Raw genomic sequence first — 14,630 nt, 5'->3', positions numbered from 1 at the left:
GATCCCAAGTGGACGAGTAGGGCAATCTCTCAGGGGCGTTCGCGAGTGCTCCGGGTGTCGAAAGTCTGATCGCTATATTGTCAACCAGATGAATCAGGTAGGTGGAACCAGTCCCTTCAAGGTTCTGGATCGAGGTTTGCTCGGGGTAGGAAAAAAGCGAGCCGCAACCTGCCCTGTCGAATTTGAAGGGTTTGCTGTCCGGTAATTCAAAAGGGGTCTGGTCTGTGCGACGTGACAGCGGCAGTGAAAGCTGCGTAGTCCAATGATCAAAGCCATACGGATTGTGGCTTTCGAGGGGGCAAACATCGGTTTCTGGTGTCAGTCCTGCATTGACAACGACTCCCCCTTTGAAAATGAGCACAACACGGTAATTGGGACGGGTGGCCATGGTTCTCAAGATTTTGGTCATGTTTCTGGGGTCGGATCCACCTTCCGCATAGGCAAACTCTCTTAACTTGATTGTGTTTTGGCCAAAGTGATAACGCAGGTCGCATCCTACAAAGAACTCTCTATTGGTGTTCCACTCGCCGGAGCCGAAGTGCGCTTCTACCTTTGTCAGCTCACTGATGTCGTAGTCCAGGTGCAAGCGGACTACCGCTTCGGTGCGTTTTACTGACCAGAATGTGGTGTTTTTCCTGGACCTTGGCAGGTAGTAACTCGTCTCACGTTGATGTTCGATCAAGCACTCGGGGGCGTGGAGGATAAGAGGGCGTTCTGGTATTCCTTTTTTTACAACGACGACTTCGATTTCGAGCTTGTGGTCATTTTCGATACTCTCGGGAAGGTCCGGTGCATCAGGTAGTCTTAAAGAGTAGCCATCGCTGGTCATGAATGTCAGTTTGTTATTCTGCAGTACGAAGTTCTTTTCGTTTTTCTTATAGATGTTCTGGATGGCCACGATGCTTTTGGGGTTGTCCGTAAATGCGAACCGTGAACTGATGATCAGTGAGCCGCTCTCGATTATCCAGCTTTCGATCAGTTCATATTTCCAGTTGAGCAAGATAATACTTTCTTCTGCCCCGTCTTCTATTACGGAGACCCGGCCTGGTTTATGGTCAATGATGTATTCGTCAATGCCAGCTTCACCGGAGGCTGTTGCTCCAGGGTAAAACAGATGGATTTGATCGTTTCCAGCGCCCGCATTAATAGTGTCCTCGCCGCGCGAACTAATAACGTTGCGTTGTTCTGAGCCCGTTACGACACTGATGGCTCCGCTTACGGTTTCGACATTTTCGATACTTTCAAGGAGGCTGTGGAGCGTATATTTTTCGCCACCTTCGGTAGATGGGTCGCTTGAGATTATCTGCAGGGTTTGTGCGAGCAGATCGACGTCATAGCCTTTTTTATCGGTACGGCGGGTGTAGTTGTTTCCGGCCAGGACAAGGGTGTCGGTGCCAGCACCTCCTTTCAGTGTCGAGTATTCAGATATCTGGACATTCTGTACTAACAGATCCGCTGCACCCTCAAACACGAAGCGGTCGTTTTTCTCACCCCCCGTCAGCTGTTTTTTCCCTGATCGGTAATGAAAGCTGTTTGGCTTGCCCTCAACGCCCATGATCGAATCCTGACCATCGCTGATGAACCAGAGAATGCCCTTGTGTTCGGCAGACGTTCCCAGTTCTGCGCCAGGCGTGTCTTTGGTAACACCTGCACGGGCATCAATTACATCATCGCCGCCCCTGATTTCGGGGACTTGTATCGTTTCCCAACTGTCTTGTTTGGTCCACCAGTTGCGCTTGCGTACCCGAGATGGATTGAGGTGGACCTCGAATTTGCCATTAACAATGGCTTCGGTGGTGTCCTTTAACTGGCCATCCAGCAGTTTTCTGGCTGTTTCTTTCAACTGTTTCGCGTGCTGGAATCTGGTTTTTGCCAGCAGATAGCGGTTCTGCACAGCTTGGTCAGGATCCATCATGCAGAACGAAAACCAGCCTGTCCGCCAGCGTTCCTCCAATGTCAGTTCGATGTAGTCATCAATGTCGTCAACAATGCGAACTGCGCCATAAATTTGCGATCCGATGGCCAGAATCGCGCCCGCCGCCAGCCCCACCGGGCCTGCAAATGAAAACCCTGCCAACGCAGCGGTGCCGAGGATGATCGTCATGGCTGCGCTGGTAATACTCAGCCCAGCACTCACGTAATGATCCATGGCTTCTTTGCCGGTTGCATTTTCAGCGGCATTGATGGATCTGACGGCGGTGAAGATATCGAACGGTAATGTCAGTGCGCCGCCGATCAAACCGCCGGAGCGGCCCAGCCTCAACGCAAACCGGGTTTTGGCAAAATCCAGCAGGGCGCCTTGCCCGGCCGAGAGCATATTGGATGCAATTTTGCTGACGGCAATGTCAACCGCGATGGAGCCGACTTCCGTGCCAATACCCACGCTGTTGATTACAACCTCGGTAGTGTTGTCAGCTTTGATGGCGTCCACCACTCCGCGCAAACCCATGAAGATCCCGAAACCCTGAATGCCGACACTTGAGCCGAGCGTTGCATAGCTTTTTGTCACGGCGACCCAGCGGGGGTTATGTTTGGGCAAGTTTGCGTGATAGAGGTCAAGTTTTTGTGCGGAGCCCAGCAGTTTTACCAGTTTGTTGCGGTAGCTGCCTTTGTCTGTAGTGACGTTTGAACTTTCTCTTATCAGGTGAGGGGCGGTGAGTGGGCGCTCGCTGGCCATTTCGAACAGCAGTGTCGTCAATAAATAACTGTCTTGGCCCGTTGCCGACTTCATGTAGTGCTCAATATCGACGGCGCTCAATTGCAACGAGTTGATGAAAGATCGCTTGGGAACCCGGAAGAAGGTGTTCTTGCCATTGAGTGGCTGGCCGTCGAACGTTGCACCCAAGGCATCAAGAGAGGCTCGGGTTATGGAAATGTTGCCGATTTGTAACGGGCCGAACACGGAGTCGGCGAATTTCAACTGATCTGTTTTGCTTTTGCCTTTTGAACTCGTTGTTTCATCAGGGCCGCGTTTGAGGTCAATGGTCGAAGCATGGTGCTCATTGCTTTCAAAGCGCATGTCCGTGATGACGACAGCGTCTGTTATTTCCACAGTTTCCAATGACGCTTTACTTATCATGGTGGCCATTTGAACTTCCTTGTTCTGGCAGATTTTTGTCAGTGCGAGTCGTGATAGTACGGTCGCCTCTCGAACGATGTACATCAACGGGTTGTTGCTGTGTATTGCACTTGAGGGGGGCAGTAGATATGGCTGAGATATGTAACGAGCAACACGAGCGGTCGCTGCGAAAGCCATCCTGAACCATGTCTTTCGAGTCAGGATGGCTACAGATAAACAATAATCAGGGATTCACGTGTCTCAGTGACTGCTGAGCAGCGATGCAGCGCCGGCGCCTCCGAACAACCCGGCACTGATCCGGTTAAACCAGCTCTGTCCTTTGCCGCTGCGCAAGTAACGTGCTGCGCCGTGGGCACCGAGACCGTAGGCCAGTTTGCACAGCAGATCCAGCAGAGTCCAGGTGGCGATCATCACCAGCAACTGCGGCAGGAAGGGCTGTTCGGCGCTGAGAAATTGCGGCAGGAAGGCGGCAAAAAACAGAATGTCTTTCGGGTTACTGGCACCCAGTACAAACGCGCGTCCGAACAATGCGCGGAATCGTGGAACGGCTGCCGCTTGTGGCACGACGGCGCCCACCGATGGCTGGCGCGATTGCTGCCAGCTCTGCCAGGCCAGATAGAACAGATACAGCCCGCCGACGATTTTCAGGGCGCTGAACAATTGCTCCGATGCCAGCAACAAGGCACCGAGCCCCAGCGCCGAAGCACTGAGCAAGCAGATCGAGGCGAAAACGCCGCCGAGAAATGCCGGATACGAACGGCGCAACCCATAATTCAGACTGTTGCTGATCATCAACAACGATAGTGGCCCCGGAATCAGAATCACCACCAGCGCAGCGCCGCTGAACAGCAGCCAGGTTTCCAGACTCATCACTTTCCTCCTTTTTGTTGTATTGAAAAATGCACAAAGCCCCACCCGTCGGGTGAGGCTGTTTTGAAGCCTGAACCGCGTAGCGCTTACAGGAAGATGAACTTGGCGATGAAGATCGCGCAGAGCACCCACAGGCTCACGGAAATTTCCTTGTACTTACCGGTGCCGGCCTTCAACGCCACATAAGTGATGAAGCCCAGCGCGATGCCGTCAGCAACCGAGAAGGTCAGCGGCATCATGATTGCGGTAACGATGGCCGGGATCGCATCAGTGGCTTCGTCCCATTCGATGTGGGCCATGCCGCCCATCATCAGCATCGCAACGTAGATCAGTGCACCGGCGGTGGCGTAAGCGGGAATCATGCCGGCCAGCGGTGCGAAAAACATCGCCGCTATAAATAGCACACCAATAGTGACGGCGGTAAGACCAGTCCGACCACCTGCAGCGACACCGGCAGCACTTTCCACATAGCTGGTGACTGGCGGCACACCGACCACGGCGCCGAAAACGCTGGAGGCACTGTCGGCTTTCATTGCGCGGGAGAGGTTTTCGATACGGCCGTCAGCGTTCACCAGATTGGCGCGTTGGGCCACGCCCATCAGGGTGCCGGCGGTGTCAAACATGTGCACAAAGAGGAAGGCAAGTACGACGCTGATCATGCTGACGTTGAACACGCCGGCCACGTTCATCGCCATAAAGGTTGGGGCCAGGCTCGGCGGGGTCGACATGATTCCTTCGTAGTGCACGATACCGAGGCCCCAACCGGCCAGGGTCACGGTGATGATGCTGATTAGGATCGCGCCGAACACGCGGTGATAGCTGAGGATTGCGATCATCAGGAAGCAGATGGCGGCAAGCAGCGGGCCTGGTTCGCGCAGGGAGCCGAGTTTGATCAGGGTTGCCGGGCTGTCGACGACGATGCCAGCGGTTTTCAGACCGATCAGGCCGAGGAACAGGCCGACACCGGCACCCATCGCAAAGCGCAGGCTGACCGGAATACTGTTGAGCAGCCACTCGCGAATCCGCGAGAAAGTCAGGATCATGAACAACACACCGGAAACAAACACCGCACCGAGCGCGGTTTCCCAGTTGTAGCCCATGGTGCCGACCACGGTGTAAGTGAAGAACGCGTTGAGGCCCATGCCCGGCGCCAGACCCACCGGCCAGTTGGCGTAGAGGCCCATTAACAGGCAGCCCAAGGCGGCGGCGATACAGGTGGCGACGAAGGCTGCACCGTGGTCAATCCCGGCATCGGCCATGATGTTCGGGTTGACGAAAATGATGTAGGCCATGGTAATGAAGGTTGTCAGACCGGCAATCAGCTCGGTCTTCACCGTGGTGCCATGCAAGCTGAGTTTGAACAGACGTTCCAGCAGGCCACTGCGTAATGGCGGCGAGAGGTCCAGCGTCGATGCTTCGGATTTGCGGCTTTCCACAGCGAGTACTCCTCAAGAGTTTTATTGTTATTTCCAGGGCCGGACCCATGAGGGGTGGCAGCGGCCCTTTGAGGCATACGCGAATTTGTTGACCATGCGGTCAGGAACTCGCACGCTGTGGATTATGCTTTTGTGTACAAATAAAGCAAATATTGTTTTTGGTTTTGTTTACGAAAGTTCCGTCGATAGCGATATATCGCCTGTGCGGGCTCCTTCGCGAGCAAGCTCGCTCCCGCACTTGAAATGTGCTCCCCTGTGGGAGCGAGCTTGCTCGCGAAGAGGCACTCCCATTCAATCGAGAGCCGTCTGACTTTTCCCCAATGCCAGATTCACCGCCAACCAGCCATTCACCGCCGCTTCCCCAGCCTCGGCAAACACCCGCTCCAGCAATTTCACCTGCTCACGGCGCAACGTCTGCTCAAACTTTGCACCTTCCGCCGTCAGTTCCAGCAGGCGTTTACGCTTGTCGGCCTCGGACGCCACGCTGTCCACCAGATGCATTTCCTGCAACTGCCGCAACGGCATGTTCAGCGCCTGCTTGCTCACACCGAGCAATGCCAGTAACTCCTTCACGCTCAAATTCGGATAACGCGCGATGAAAAACACAATGCGTTGATGCACCCGCGATAGCCCACGGCGCTCGAGCATTTCATCAGCCTTGGCGGTGAAGGCCTGATAGCCAAAGAAAAACGCTTCCATCGCCTGTTGCTGACTGGATGGGTTTTTAAGGTCAAGCATATTGACGTACTCGCTCAAGCTGTCGTAATTTCGGTCAACCAGTTTGACTCATTTTTCGCATCCCTTGCTACCGGTGACCGCCATGGCTTTTTCCGAACGTGTCTCACGCCTTAAAAGTTCTTTGATTCGTGAAATCCTTGCCGCCGCTCAGCGCCCGGAAGTCATGTCGTTTGCGGGCGGCTTGCCCGCCGAAGCCATGTTGCCGAAGGTCGAGTGGGACGACATGCCGCTGACGCTCGGGCAGTACGGCATGAGCGAAGGCGAGCCGGCATTGCGCGAAGCGTTGGCGGCAGAGGCGAGGGCGCTTGGGCTGGAGTGTGAGGCGAGTCAGGTATTGGTAGTCAGCGGCTCCCAACAAACCCTCGATCTGGCGGCCAAGCTGTACATCGACAAGGGCACGGAAATTTTGCTGGAGGCGCCGACCTATCTCGCCGCGCTACAAATCTTTCAGCTGTTCGGCGCTGATTGTCTGACCGTGCCGCAAGAGTCTGATGGACCGAACCTGGCGCAATTGCGCGAGCGTCTGGAGCAACATCGTCCGGCGTTCATCTACTTGATCCCGACCTTCCAGAACCCGTCAGCCGTGCGCTACAGCGAAGCCAAGCGCGCAGCGGTCGCGGCATTGCTCGATGAATTCGGAGTCACCCTGATCGAAGACGAACCCTACCGCGAACTGACTTTCGATGGCGGCAGCGCCAAGCCGATTGCCGGTCGACTGAAAAAATCCAGCTGGATCTACACCGGTACTGTGTCGAAAACCCTGCTGCCCGGTTTGCGCGTTGGCTACTTGATCGCCAGCCCGGACCTGTTCCCGCATCTGCTCAAACTCAAGCAGTCGGCAGATCTGCACACCAACCGCATCGGTCAGTGGCAGGCGCTGCAATGGATCGGCACGGAGAAATATCAGCAACACTTGAGCGAATTGCGTGGATTCTATCGGCAGCGGCGGGACGCGTTTCAAGCAGCGTTGGCAAGGCACTTTGCTGATTTGGCCGACTGGCACATGCCGCAGGGCGGGCTGTTTTTCTGGCTGACGTTGAAGCAACCGCTGGATACGCGAACGTTGCTCAATGAGGCGATGGCCAATGATGTGGCGTTTATGCCGGGGGAGCCGTTCTTTCCCGATCCGGATAACAATCTTGGGCATTTGCGCCTGAACTTCAGCCATATCGATCCGGCGCGGCTGGATGAAGGGCTTAAGCGATTGGCGGCGGTGGTGCGCCAGGCGCAGTTGGATAAGGCTGCCTGAAAACGAATAAACCGGCTCGAGGGCCGGTTTATTTTTTTGGATTTGCTGTGTCCCGGAGGGCCTCTTCGCGAGCAGGCTCGCTCCCACAGTGGAATGCATTCCAAAGGGTGGGAGCGAGCCTGCTCGCGAAGGCGTCAATCAGCCCACCACATAATCATCAGACCGCCGCAAACCGCTTATCCAGATAATCAATAATCACCTTGGATTCATACATCCACGTCGTCTGCCCATTCTCTTCAATCCGCAGGCAAGGCACCTTGATCCGGCCACCCTGCTCCAGCAGCGTCTGACGATTCTGCTCGTTATTCTTCGCATCCTTCAGCGCCACCGGTACATTCAGGCGACGCAGAGTACGGCGGGTTTTCACGCAGAACGGGCAGGCGTGGAACTGATACAAGGTCAGGTCTTTTGCAGCTGCATCCACCTGAGCCTGAGCAGCGGCGGGGCGCTTTTTCTTGCCCGGACGGGTGATGAAGTCGATGAAGATAACCAGTTGGCCGAGGCCGACACGAAGCGCTTTGACGAACACGTTGAAGCCTCACGGTGCATATTGAGAAAGGCGCGCAGCTTACCCGATTTTTCACGGACGAAAAAAAACCGGCGATGAATGCCGGTTTTCTTCGTGCCGCAAATTACTTGATGAGGCTGAGGAATTCGCTGCGGGTCGCTGCGTTTTCACGGAATTCACCGAGCATCACCGAGGTGATCATCGACGAATTCTGCTTTTCGACACCGCGCATCATCATGCACATGTGCTTGGCCTCGATCACCACGGCAACGCCCAGCGCGCCGGTGACTTGTTGCACCGCATCGGCGATCTGACGGCTGAGGTTTTCCTGAATCTGCAGGCGGCGGGCGTACATGTCGACGATCCGCGCGACCTTCGAAAGGCCCAGCACTTTGCCGCTCGGGATGTACGCTACGTGCGCCTTGCCGATGAACGGCAGTAGGTGGTGTTCGCACAACGAGTACAACTCGATGTCCTTGACCAGCACCATTTCGCTGTTGTCGGAGCTGAACAGGGCACCGTTGGTGACCTCTTCGAGCGTCTGTTCATAACCGCGGCAGAGGTACTGCATGGCTTTGGCGGCACGCTTTGGCGTGTCGAGCAGGCCCTCGCGGGACACGTCCTCGCCCAATTGGCCGAGAATCGCGGTGTAATTCTGTTCCAGGGACATGAAACTACCTGTGGGGATTTTCGCAAAGGGCAAGGGTACGGTGGCGGACACAACCCTGCAAGTTCGGTGTAACGGGATTATTCGTCGCGGCCTTCCATCATGGTGCGTTTGAGCATCACATAAACCGCGCCGGCACCGCCGTGTCTGGCCTGGCACGAGCAGAAACCCAGCACTTGGGCATGCTGGCGCAACCAGGTGTTGACGTGGCTTTTGATCATCGGCCGCTTGCCGTCCAGGCGCACTGCCTTGCCGTGGGTGACGCGTACGCAGCGGATTTCGAATTTGGTCGCTTCGGCGAGAAACGCCCAGAGGGTTTCGCGGGCCTTTTCCACGCTCATGCCGTGCAGGTCGAGGCTGCCTTCGAACGGGATCTGACCGACCTTGAGCTTGCGCATCTGACTTTCCTGCACGCCGTCGCGGGCCCACATCAACTCGTCTTCCGGGCCGACGTCGATCACGAATTGATCGGACAGGCCATCCACGGTAGCGGTGTCGGTGCGCACGGTGGCGGACTGGCGCAGCTTGGCAATTTGCGCGCGGTCAGCCTTGGGTTTGCCGGTGTCGGCGCGGTCGTGCTTGATCGGCTTGACGCCTTGGATCGCACTTTTGAACAGGGAAAAATCGTCGTCTTGCATGTCAGCCTCCGCGAAGGGCGGCCAGTTTACCCAAGTCGAAACAAAACGGCCCGGCAAAAAGCCAGGCCGGTGAGTCAGTCGTGTTTTTTCATCAGGTGCGGGGACATGTTCAGTTCCCGCGATTGCCGTGCGCGACGGCGGCAGCGGCGCCACAGGGCGACACCGAAATACAGAAACAGCAAACCGACCGCCAGAATGATCGCCGAGCCCATCGGCGTAGCGTTCAAATCACCGAGCGCCGGAGGGCGCCCGAGCAGGCTAGCGGCCCCGGCCATCGCCAGCAGCACACCGAACGTGGCCAGAATGGCCGCAATCGCCGCGCCAAATCGAAAACGCCAGTTGCTTTGGCCTTTGGGCCGCAAGCGGCGTGCGTCAAATCCATCGGATAACTTCATTCCGACCTTCCTCAATGGGTATCGGCCCTTCGACCGGGAGTTGACCGGGTTGTTCCTGAGGCTATGGCATTTGCGGCAAATGAGAGGAATTTGCGGATGAGCGGCGTGCTGAGCCGCTCATCAGATCACATCAGATCAGGTCTTGAGTCAGTGCGAGGGTGGCGAAGTTATCCGCCATGATCGCCATTTCAGCTTCCTGCACCACGGCGGCGCTGAGCACGCGGCCTTTGAATGGCAGGTCGCGGGTGGCGCAGGCGTCTTCTACCAACGTGCAACGGAAGCCCAGATTTTTAGCCGCGCGCACCGTGGTGCTGACGCTGGAGTGGCTCATGAAACCGCAGACGATCAAGTCCAGCGAGCCAAGGTTTTGCAAACGGTCCAGCAACTCGGTGCCATGGAACGCGCTCGGCAGCAGTTTGCCGATAATGGTTTCATCGCCTTGTGGCTCGAGGCCCGGGATGAACTCGCCGCGTTCGCCCTGCGGGTCGAACAGGCCACCGACGGTGCCGAGATGACGCACGTGCACGATCGGCCGACCGGCTGCACGGGCTGCGGCAACCACTTGTTTGATGTTCGCGACGGCCGCGTCCATGCCGCTCAGGGCCAGCGGGCCACTGAGATACTCTTTCTGGGCATCGATGATGACCACGGTGGCATGGCTCAGTGTGGCCGCTGCGTAACCGCGACCGCTGAGTTGAAACATCGTTTTTGGAACGGACATTCTGGGGCTCCTTGGGGTGGGGCTTTTGCGACATTGTCCTCTGGCTGAGCGGTTCTGTGAATCGCTACCATCGTAGGCACCGTCGTTACTGGCCTGCAGCCTTGTCAAGTTACACGTTCTGTTCAATAGCCGATGCAAAAAACAGAAAACTCCTACCGTCGGGGCGATGTTTTTCCTGCGTCGTCGTCACGCGTTTTGGCTGGTAGAATCGCCAGTCGTTTTTTCTGGAGTTCTGCCCCGTGATCACTTCCCGACTTCGTACCCTGCGCGACCACATCCGTTGGGCCGTCAGCCGCTTCCATGGGGAGGATCTGTTTTTCGGCCATGGCACCGACAATGCCTGGGACGAAGCCCGGCAACTGGTGCTCGGCGCGTTGCACCTGCCGTGGGAAATCGCCGACAGTTATCTCGATTGCGCGCTGGAAGACGACGAACTGGTCAACCTGCAACGCCTGCTCAAGCGCCGTATCGAAGAACGCATTCCCACCGCTTACCTGTTGGGTGAAGCGTGGTTCTGCGGCATGTCGTTTATCGTCGATGAGCGTGTGTTGATCCCGCGTTCGCCGATTGGCGAGTTGATCGAAAACCACTTCGCCCCGTGGATCGGCACCGAGCCGGCGCGGATTCTTGACCTGTGCACCGGTTCCGGTTGCATCGGTATCGCCTGTGCCTACGAGTTCCAGAACGCCGAAGTGGTGCTGGCAGATCTGTCGTTCGAAGCGCTGGAAGTGGCCAACCAGAACATCGAGCGCCATGGCGTTGATGAGCGCGTCTATACCGTTCAAGGTGATGGTTTCGATGGTTTGCCGGGTCAGCGTTTCGACCTGATCGTGTCGAACCCGCCTTACGTGGATGCGGAAGATTTCGCTGACATGCCGGACGAATATCAGCATGAGCCTGAGCTGGGTCTGGCGTGTGGCGATGATGGTTTGAACCTGGTGCGCCGAATGCTTGCCGAAGCGGCGGATCACCTGACCGAGAAGGGCTTGCTGATTGTCGAAGTGGGCAACAGCCAGGTGCACGTTGACGCGCTGTACCCGGAAGTCGATTTTGCCTGGCTCGAATTCGAGCGTGGCGGGCATGGCGTGTTCATGCTGACGGCGGAGCAGTGCCGCGATCATCAGGCCTTGTTCGCTTCCCGCGTCTGACCCGTTAAAAGCAAAAGATCGCAGCCTTCGGCAGCTCCTACAGGGATTACCGCATTCCAATGTAGGAGCTGCCGAAGGCTGCGATCTTTTGATCTACCGGTGCGTAGCAATCCAGATCAACAGCCCTGCCTGAAACACCGCAAACGCCACCAGACAGGTAATGGTGAAACGCAATCCGGCGTCTTCACGCTTGAACTTGCTGACCTTGTCTTCCTGCTTCTTCAGTTTCACTTCCTGCTCGGCCAGATTCTGCTCGGCCTGTTGAAGCATTTGCGCCGCTTCAAGAATCTCGACGATCTGCAGCTTTTCGCTGTTCCAGTCGCCGAGCAAATCGCCAACCTGCACTTCCTTGACGCTACCCTTCAAATGCTGGGCATCGGCATAGACCACATCAAAACCATGCACACGCAGGAAATGATCACGGCGCAGACGTGTGTCTTCGTTCAGCGCGTCCTTGTTGTTCAAGTCCATGCCGTCGACGGTGTAGGTCGGCCAGCGCTTTTTCGCCCAGTTGATACCTTGCGCGGCCATGTAACGGCCGATGCCACGGTTCATCGGTTCGATTTGCAGGCCGCTGTCCGGGCCGAAGTGCACACGCTTGGTGGTGTGATCCACCCACACATCCAGCTGATTCTGCTCTTTGCGCACACGCTGGCCGGGCAGTTTGATCGCCATGCGCATCAGGCTTTTTTCTTTGCTGTTGCGCTCGGCATAGCCGAATTCGACGAAGCGCAAAGGGCGCCCGCCAGTGTTGCGGTCGGTTTGCAGCGGGGCCAGGCGGAGCATCTTGTGGTGCTCGACGTGGACATCCGCCCACGGCAGCTCGACCGCTGGCGGTGCGTCTTTTTCAGCGGTGGTGTCGGGTGAAGTCTGGGTATCAGTCATAACGGCGAGATCCTGTCCAAGCCCTGCTTGCCGCCAGCCATTGCGCTGGCGACAAAGGCTTATCGGCCGTTTTTTGCAGGACTAGAGGGCAAACAACGCTTAACTGGCGCGAAGTCCGTCAATAAACTCGATGATCTTGCTGCCCAGTTCCGCTGCCAGCGGCAAATTTGGATCCTTGTACGAGGCCAATTGCCGCTTCATATCGTTGTGCACGATGCGCATGACGTGGTTCATGCCTTCGATCACCACCAGATCGGCGTCCGGTTTGACGGCTTTGAGGCGTTTCGCGTCTTCGGTACCGACCTGAATGTCGTTGCTGCCCTGAACGATCAGCGCCGGCATCTTCAGTTGCGCAAAAGCTTTCGCCGGATCCTGACGAAACAGCGAAATCAGATACGGCTGCACGCTCGGGCGGAAAATCACCTGCAATGGTTGCGGCACGTTGTCATCGGTGTGGCCGGCCTTGAGGCTGTCGAGCAATTCATTGCTGCGCAGCATCAGCGGCGGTGGCAGGCTGCGGGCCAGTTGCTCGCGGATCACCTGATCGACCGGTCGGGCGCTGCCGGACAAAGAAATCACTGCCGCCGCATCGACTTTCGGCGCGGCGAGGCTGGCAATCAGCGCGCCTTCACTGTGGCCGAGCAGAATCAGTTTGCCGAAACGCGGGTCGGCCTTGAGCTTCTGCCCCCACGCCACTGCGTCCGCCGCATAGGCCTCCACCGACAAATTGCGCTCATCGGGCGTCGCCGCCAGGCTTGCGGCCACCCCGCGCTTGTCGTAACGCACGCTGGCGATGTTGTGTTTGGCCAGCACCCAGGCCAGGCGCTTGAGACTGTCGTTGCGCCCGCCGTCGGGGTTGTTTCCATCACGGTCCGTAGGACCCGAGCCAGAAATAATCAGGACAATCGGCACTGGGTTGTCAGATTTTGGCAGCAGCAGCGAGCCGAAAAGCTCGCCGGTGCCGGTATCCAAAGTTACCGGGCGTTGTAGGACCGTTGCTTGGGCAAAGCCCGTAAAGAGGGTAAGACTCAAGATCAAAACTCGCAGCATCATCACGCCATCATTCGCCAAGGTGCCGGTTGGACTCGCCAGCACCACTAAGGTTCGAGGATGAACTACTCGGTTAGCCTGCGTATACTGGCGCGCATCACGAATTTGGGTTTGATTTCACGGAGCGTCCTGCATGTCCGGCAATACCTACGGCAAGTTGTTCACTGTCACCACCGCTGGCGAAAGCCATGGTCCGGCGTTGGTCGCCATTGTCGACGGCTGCCCGCCGGGCCTGGAGATCTCCCTCGAAGACCTGCAGCGCGACCTCGATCGGCGCAAGCCGGGCACCAGCCGCCACACCACCCAGCGTCAGGAAGCCGACGAAGTCGAAATCCTTTCCGGCGTGTTCGAAGGGCGCACCACCGGTTGCTCGATCGGCCTGCTGATCCGCAACACCGACCAGAAGTCCAAGGACTACTCGGCGATCAAGGATCTGTTCCGCCCGGCCCACGCCGACTACACCTACCACCACAAATACGGTGAGCGCGACTACCGTGGCGGTGGCCGCAGCTCGGCGCGCGAAACCGCGATGCGCGTGGCGGCGGGCGCGATTGCCAAAAAGTATCTGGCCAGCCAAGGCATCGTCATTCGTGGCTACATGAGCCAGCTCGGCCCGATCGAAATTCCGTTCAAGACCTGGGATTCGGTTGAGGAGAATGCCTTCTTCAGCCCTGATCCAGACAAAGTCCCGGAGCTGGAAGCCTACATGGATCAATTGCGCCGCGATCAGGACTCGGTCGGGGCGAAGATCACCGTGGTTGCCGAAGGCGTGATGCCAGGTCTGGGCGAGCCGATTTTCGATCGTCTCGACGCCGAACTGGCCCATGCGCTGATGAGCATCAACGCCGTCAAAGGCGTGGAAATCGGCGCCGGTTTCGCCTCGGTCGCGCAACGCGGCACCGAGCACCGCGATGAAATGACCCCGGAAGGCTTTCTCAGCAACAACGCCGGCGGCATCCTCGGCGGCATCTCGTCAGGTCAGCCAATCGTTGCCCATTTGGCGCTCAAGCCAACATCGAGCATCACCACCCCGGGCCGTTCGATCGACATCCACGGCAATCCGGTCGATGTGATTACCAAGGGCCGTCACGACCCGTGCGTCGGCATCCGCGCCACGCCGATTGCCGAAGCGATGATGGCCATCGTGCTGATGGATCACCTGCTGCGTCACCGTGGGCAGAACGCCGATGTGCGCGTGAGCACGCCGGTGCTGGGTCAGCTTTGATGGCAGGCCTGAAAGCCGTCG

14 protein-coding genes are annotated in these 14,630 nt (G+C 57.3%); 3 read left to right on the top strand and 11 right to left on the bottom strand.

Translation table 11 applies throughout. The annotated features are described in order from the left end of the window. From F8N44_RS31600 to F8N44_RS05300, 4 genes are all read right to left on the bottom strand, one after another. On the bottom strand, positions 1-3,088 hold a 3,088-nt coding region (locus tag F8N44_RS31600), incomplete at its 3' end, for a calcium-binding protein (protein WP_224794734.1). Between the two features lie 231 nt (positions 3,089-3,319). Next, positions 3,320-3,949 carry a LysE family translocator gene (locus tag F8N44_RS05310; protein WP_038366975.1) on the bottom strand — a complete coding sequence of 210 codons (630 nt, stop codon included), beginning with the start codon at positions 3,947-3,949 and terminating at the stop codon, positions 3,320-3,322. Positions 3,950-4,035: 86 nt separating this feature from the next. Further along, on the bottom strand, positions 4,036-5,385 hold the full coding sequence (locus F8N44_RS05305; RefSeq protein ID WP_150649609.1) for an NCS2 family permease: 1,350 nt from the start codon (positions 5,383-5,385) through the stop codon (positions 4,036-4,038). Positions 5,386-5,676: 291 nt separating this feature from the next. Further along, positions 5,677-6,123 carry a MarR family winged helix-turn-helix transcriptional regulator gene (locus F8N44_RS05300; protein WP_150649608.1) on the bottom strand — a complete coding sequence of 149 codons (447 nt, stop codon included), beginning with the start codon at positions 6,121-6,123 and terminating at the stop codon, positions 5,677-5,679. An 82-nt stretch (positions 6,124-6,205) separates the two neighbouring features. Here F8N44_RS05300 and F8N44_RS05295 point away from each other — a divergent pair, with 82 nt between their 5' ends. Continuing rightward, the gene (locus F8N44_RS05295; protein WP_150649607.1) at positions 6,206-7,372 is read left to right on the top strand and encodes a PLP-dependent aminotransferase family protein; all 1,167 of its coding nucleotides are present in this window, start codon (positions 6,206-6,208) and stop codon (positions 7,370-7,372) included. A 157-nt stretch (positions 7,373-7,529) separates the two neighbouring features. Here F8N44_RS05295 and F8N44_RS05290 read toward each other — a convergent pair whose 3' ends face one another. The 5 genes from F8N44_RS05290 to F8N44_RS05270 form a co-directional block, all read right to left on the bottom strand. Continuing rightward, complete coding sequence (locus tag F8N44_RS05290; protein WP_150649606.1) at positions 7,530-7,901, bottom strand: glutathione S-transferase N-terminal domain-containing protein; 372 nt, start codon at positions 7,899-7,901, stop codon at positions 7,530-7,532. A 103-nt stretch (positions 7,902-8,004) separates the two neighbouring features. Beyond that, positions 8,005-8,550 (bottom strand): GTP cyclohydrolase I FolE, encoded by a 546-nt coding sequence (gene folE, locus F8N44_RS05285; protein ID WP_003204506.1) that lies wholly within the window; start codon positions 8,548-8,550, stop codon positions 8,005-8,007. Positions 8,551-8,627: 77 nt separating this feature from the next. Continuing rightward, positions 8,628-9,185 carry a Smr/MutS family protein gene (locus F8N44_RS05280; protein WP_034151743.1) on the bottom strand — a complete coding sequence of 186 codons (558 nt, stop codon included), beginning with the start codon at positions 9,183-9,185 and terminating at the stop codon, positions 8,628-8,630. 74 nt (positions 9,186-9,259) lie between these two features. Next, positions 9,260-9,580, bottom strand: a complete 321-nt coding sequence (locus F8N44_RS05275; protein WP_007914024.1) for a hypothetical protein — start codon at positions 9,578-9,580, stop codon at positions 9,260-9,262. A 130-nt stretch (positions 9,581-9,710) separates the two neighbouring features. Beyond that, complete coding sequence (locus tag F8N44_RS05270) at positions 9,711-10,301, bottom strand: cysteine hydrolase family protein (RefSeq protein WP_007914026.1); 591 nt, start codon at positions 10,299-10,301, stop codon at positions 9,711-9,713. Positions 10,302-10,540: 239 nt separating this feature from the next. On the opposite strand from F8N44_RS05270, the gene prmB reads away from it, so the two are divergent. Then, on the top strand, positions 10,541-11,449 hold the full coding sequence (prmB, locus tag F8N44_RS05265) for a 50S ribosomal protein L3 N(5)-glutamine methyltransferase (protein WP_007914027.1): 909 nt from the start codon (positions 10,541-10,543) through the stop codon (positions 11,447-11,449). A gap of 93 nt (positions 11,450-11,542) precedes the next feature. On the opposite strand, the gene F8N44_RS05260 is transcribed toward prmB, so the two are convergent. Both F8N44_RS05260 and F8N44_RS05255 read right to left on the bottom strand, forming a co-directional pair. After that, entirely contained in the window at positions 11,543-12,334 is a 792-nt protein-coding gene (locus tag F8N44_RS05260; protein ID WP_110721157.1) for a hypothetical protein, read from the bottom strand. A gap of 99 nt (positions 12,335-12,433) precedes the next feature. Next, the gene (locus F8N44_RS05255) at positions 12,434-13,387 is read right to left on the bottom strand and encodes an alpha/beta hydrolase (protein ID WP_150649831.1); all 954 of its coding nucleotides are present in this window, start codon (positions 13,385-13,387) and stop codon (positions 12,434-12,436) included. 130 nt (positions 13,388-13,517) lie between these two features. On the opposite strand from F8N44_RS05255, the gene aroC reads away from it, so the two are divergent. Then, the gene (gene aroC, locus F8N44_RS05250; RefSeq protein WP_077571784.1) at positions 13,518-14,609 is read left to right on the top strand and encodes a chorismate synthase; all 1,092 of its coding nucleotides are present in this window, start codon (positions 13,518-13,520) and stop codon (positions 14,607-14,609) included. The last annotated feature ends 21 nt before the right edge of the window (positions 14,610-14,630 follow it).

It is taken from the genome of Pseudomonas fluorescens (assembly GCF_902497745.1).
Taxonomy (GTDB): Bacteria; Pseudomonadota; Gammaproteobacteria; order Pseudomonadales; family Pseudomonadaceae; genus Aquipseudomonas; species Aquipseudomonas fluorescens_BM.
Note: the sequence above shows the minus strand (reverse complement) of the source record. Positions and strands in the feature narration are given on the sequence as shown.

Bases quoted from the DNA above. Each gene is read 5' to 3' on its own strand.
- F8N44_RS05310 (WP_038366975.1), bottom strand. From the start codon at position 3,949: ATGAGTCTGGAAACCTGGCTGCTGTTCAGCGGCGCTGCGCTGGTGGTG.
- F8N44_RS05300 (WP_150649608.1), bottom strand. From the start codon at position 6,123: ATGCTTGACCTTAAAAACCCATCCAGTCAGCAACAGGCGATGGAAGCG.
- F8N44_RS05295 (WP_150649607.1), top strand. From the start codon at position 6,206: ATGGCTTTTTCCGAACGTGTCTCACGCCTTAAAAGTTCTTTGATTCGT.
- folE (WP_003204506.1), bottom strand. From the start codon at position 8,550: ATGTCCCTGGAACAGAATTACACCGCGATTCTCGGCCAATTGGGCGAG.
- F8N44_RS05280 (WP_034151743.1), bottom strand. From the start codon at position 9,185: ATGCAAGACGACGATTTTTCCCTGTTCAAAAGTGCGATCCAAGGCGTC.
- F8N44_RS05275 (WP_007914024.1), bottom strand. From the start codon at position 9,580: ATGAAGTTATCCGATGGATTTGACGCACGCCGCTTGCGGCCCAAAGGC.
- F8N44_RS05270 (WP_007914026.1), bottom strand. From the start codon at position 10,301: ATGTCCGTTCCAAAAACGATGTTTCAACTCAGCGGTCGCGGTTACGCA.
- F8N44_RS05260 (WP_110721157.1), bottom strand. From the start codon at position 12,334: ATGACTGATACCCAGACTTCACCCGACACCACCGCTGAAAAAGACGCA.
- F8N44_RS05255 (WP_150649831.1), bottom strand. From the start codon at position 13,387: ATGATGCTGCGAGTTTTGATCTTGAGTCTTACCCTCTTTACGGGCTTT.
- aroC (WP_077571784.1), top strand. From the start codon at position 13,518: ATGTCCGGCAATACCTACGGCAAGTTGTTCACTGTCACCACCGCTGGC.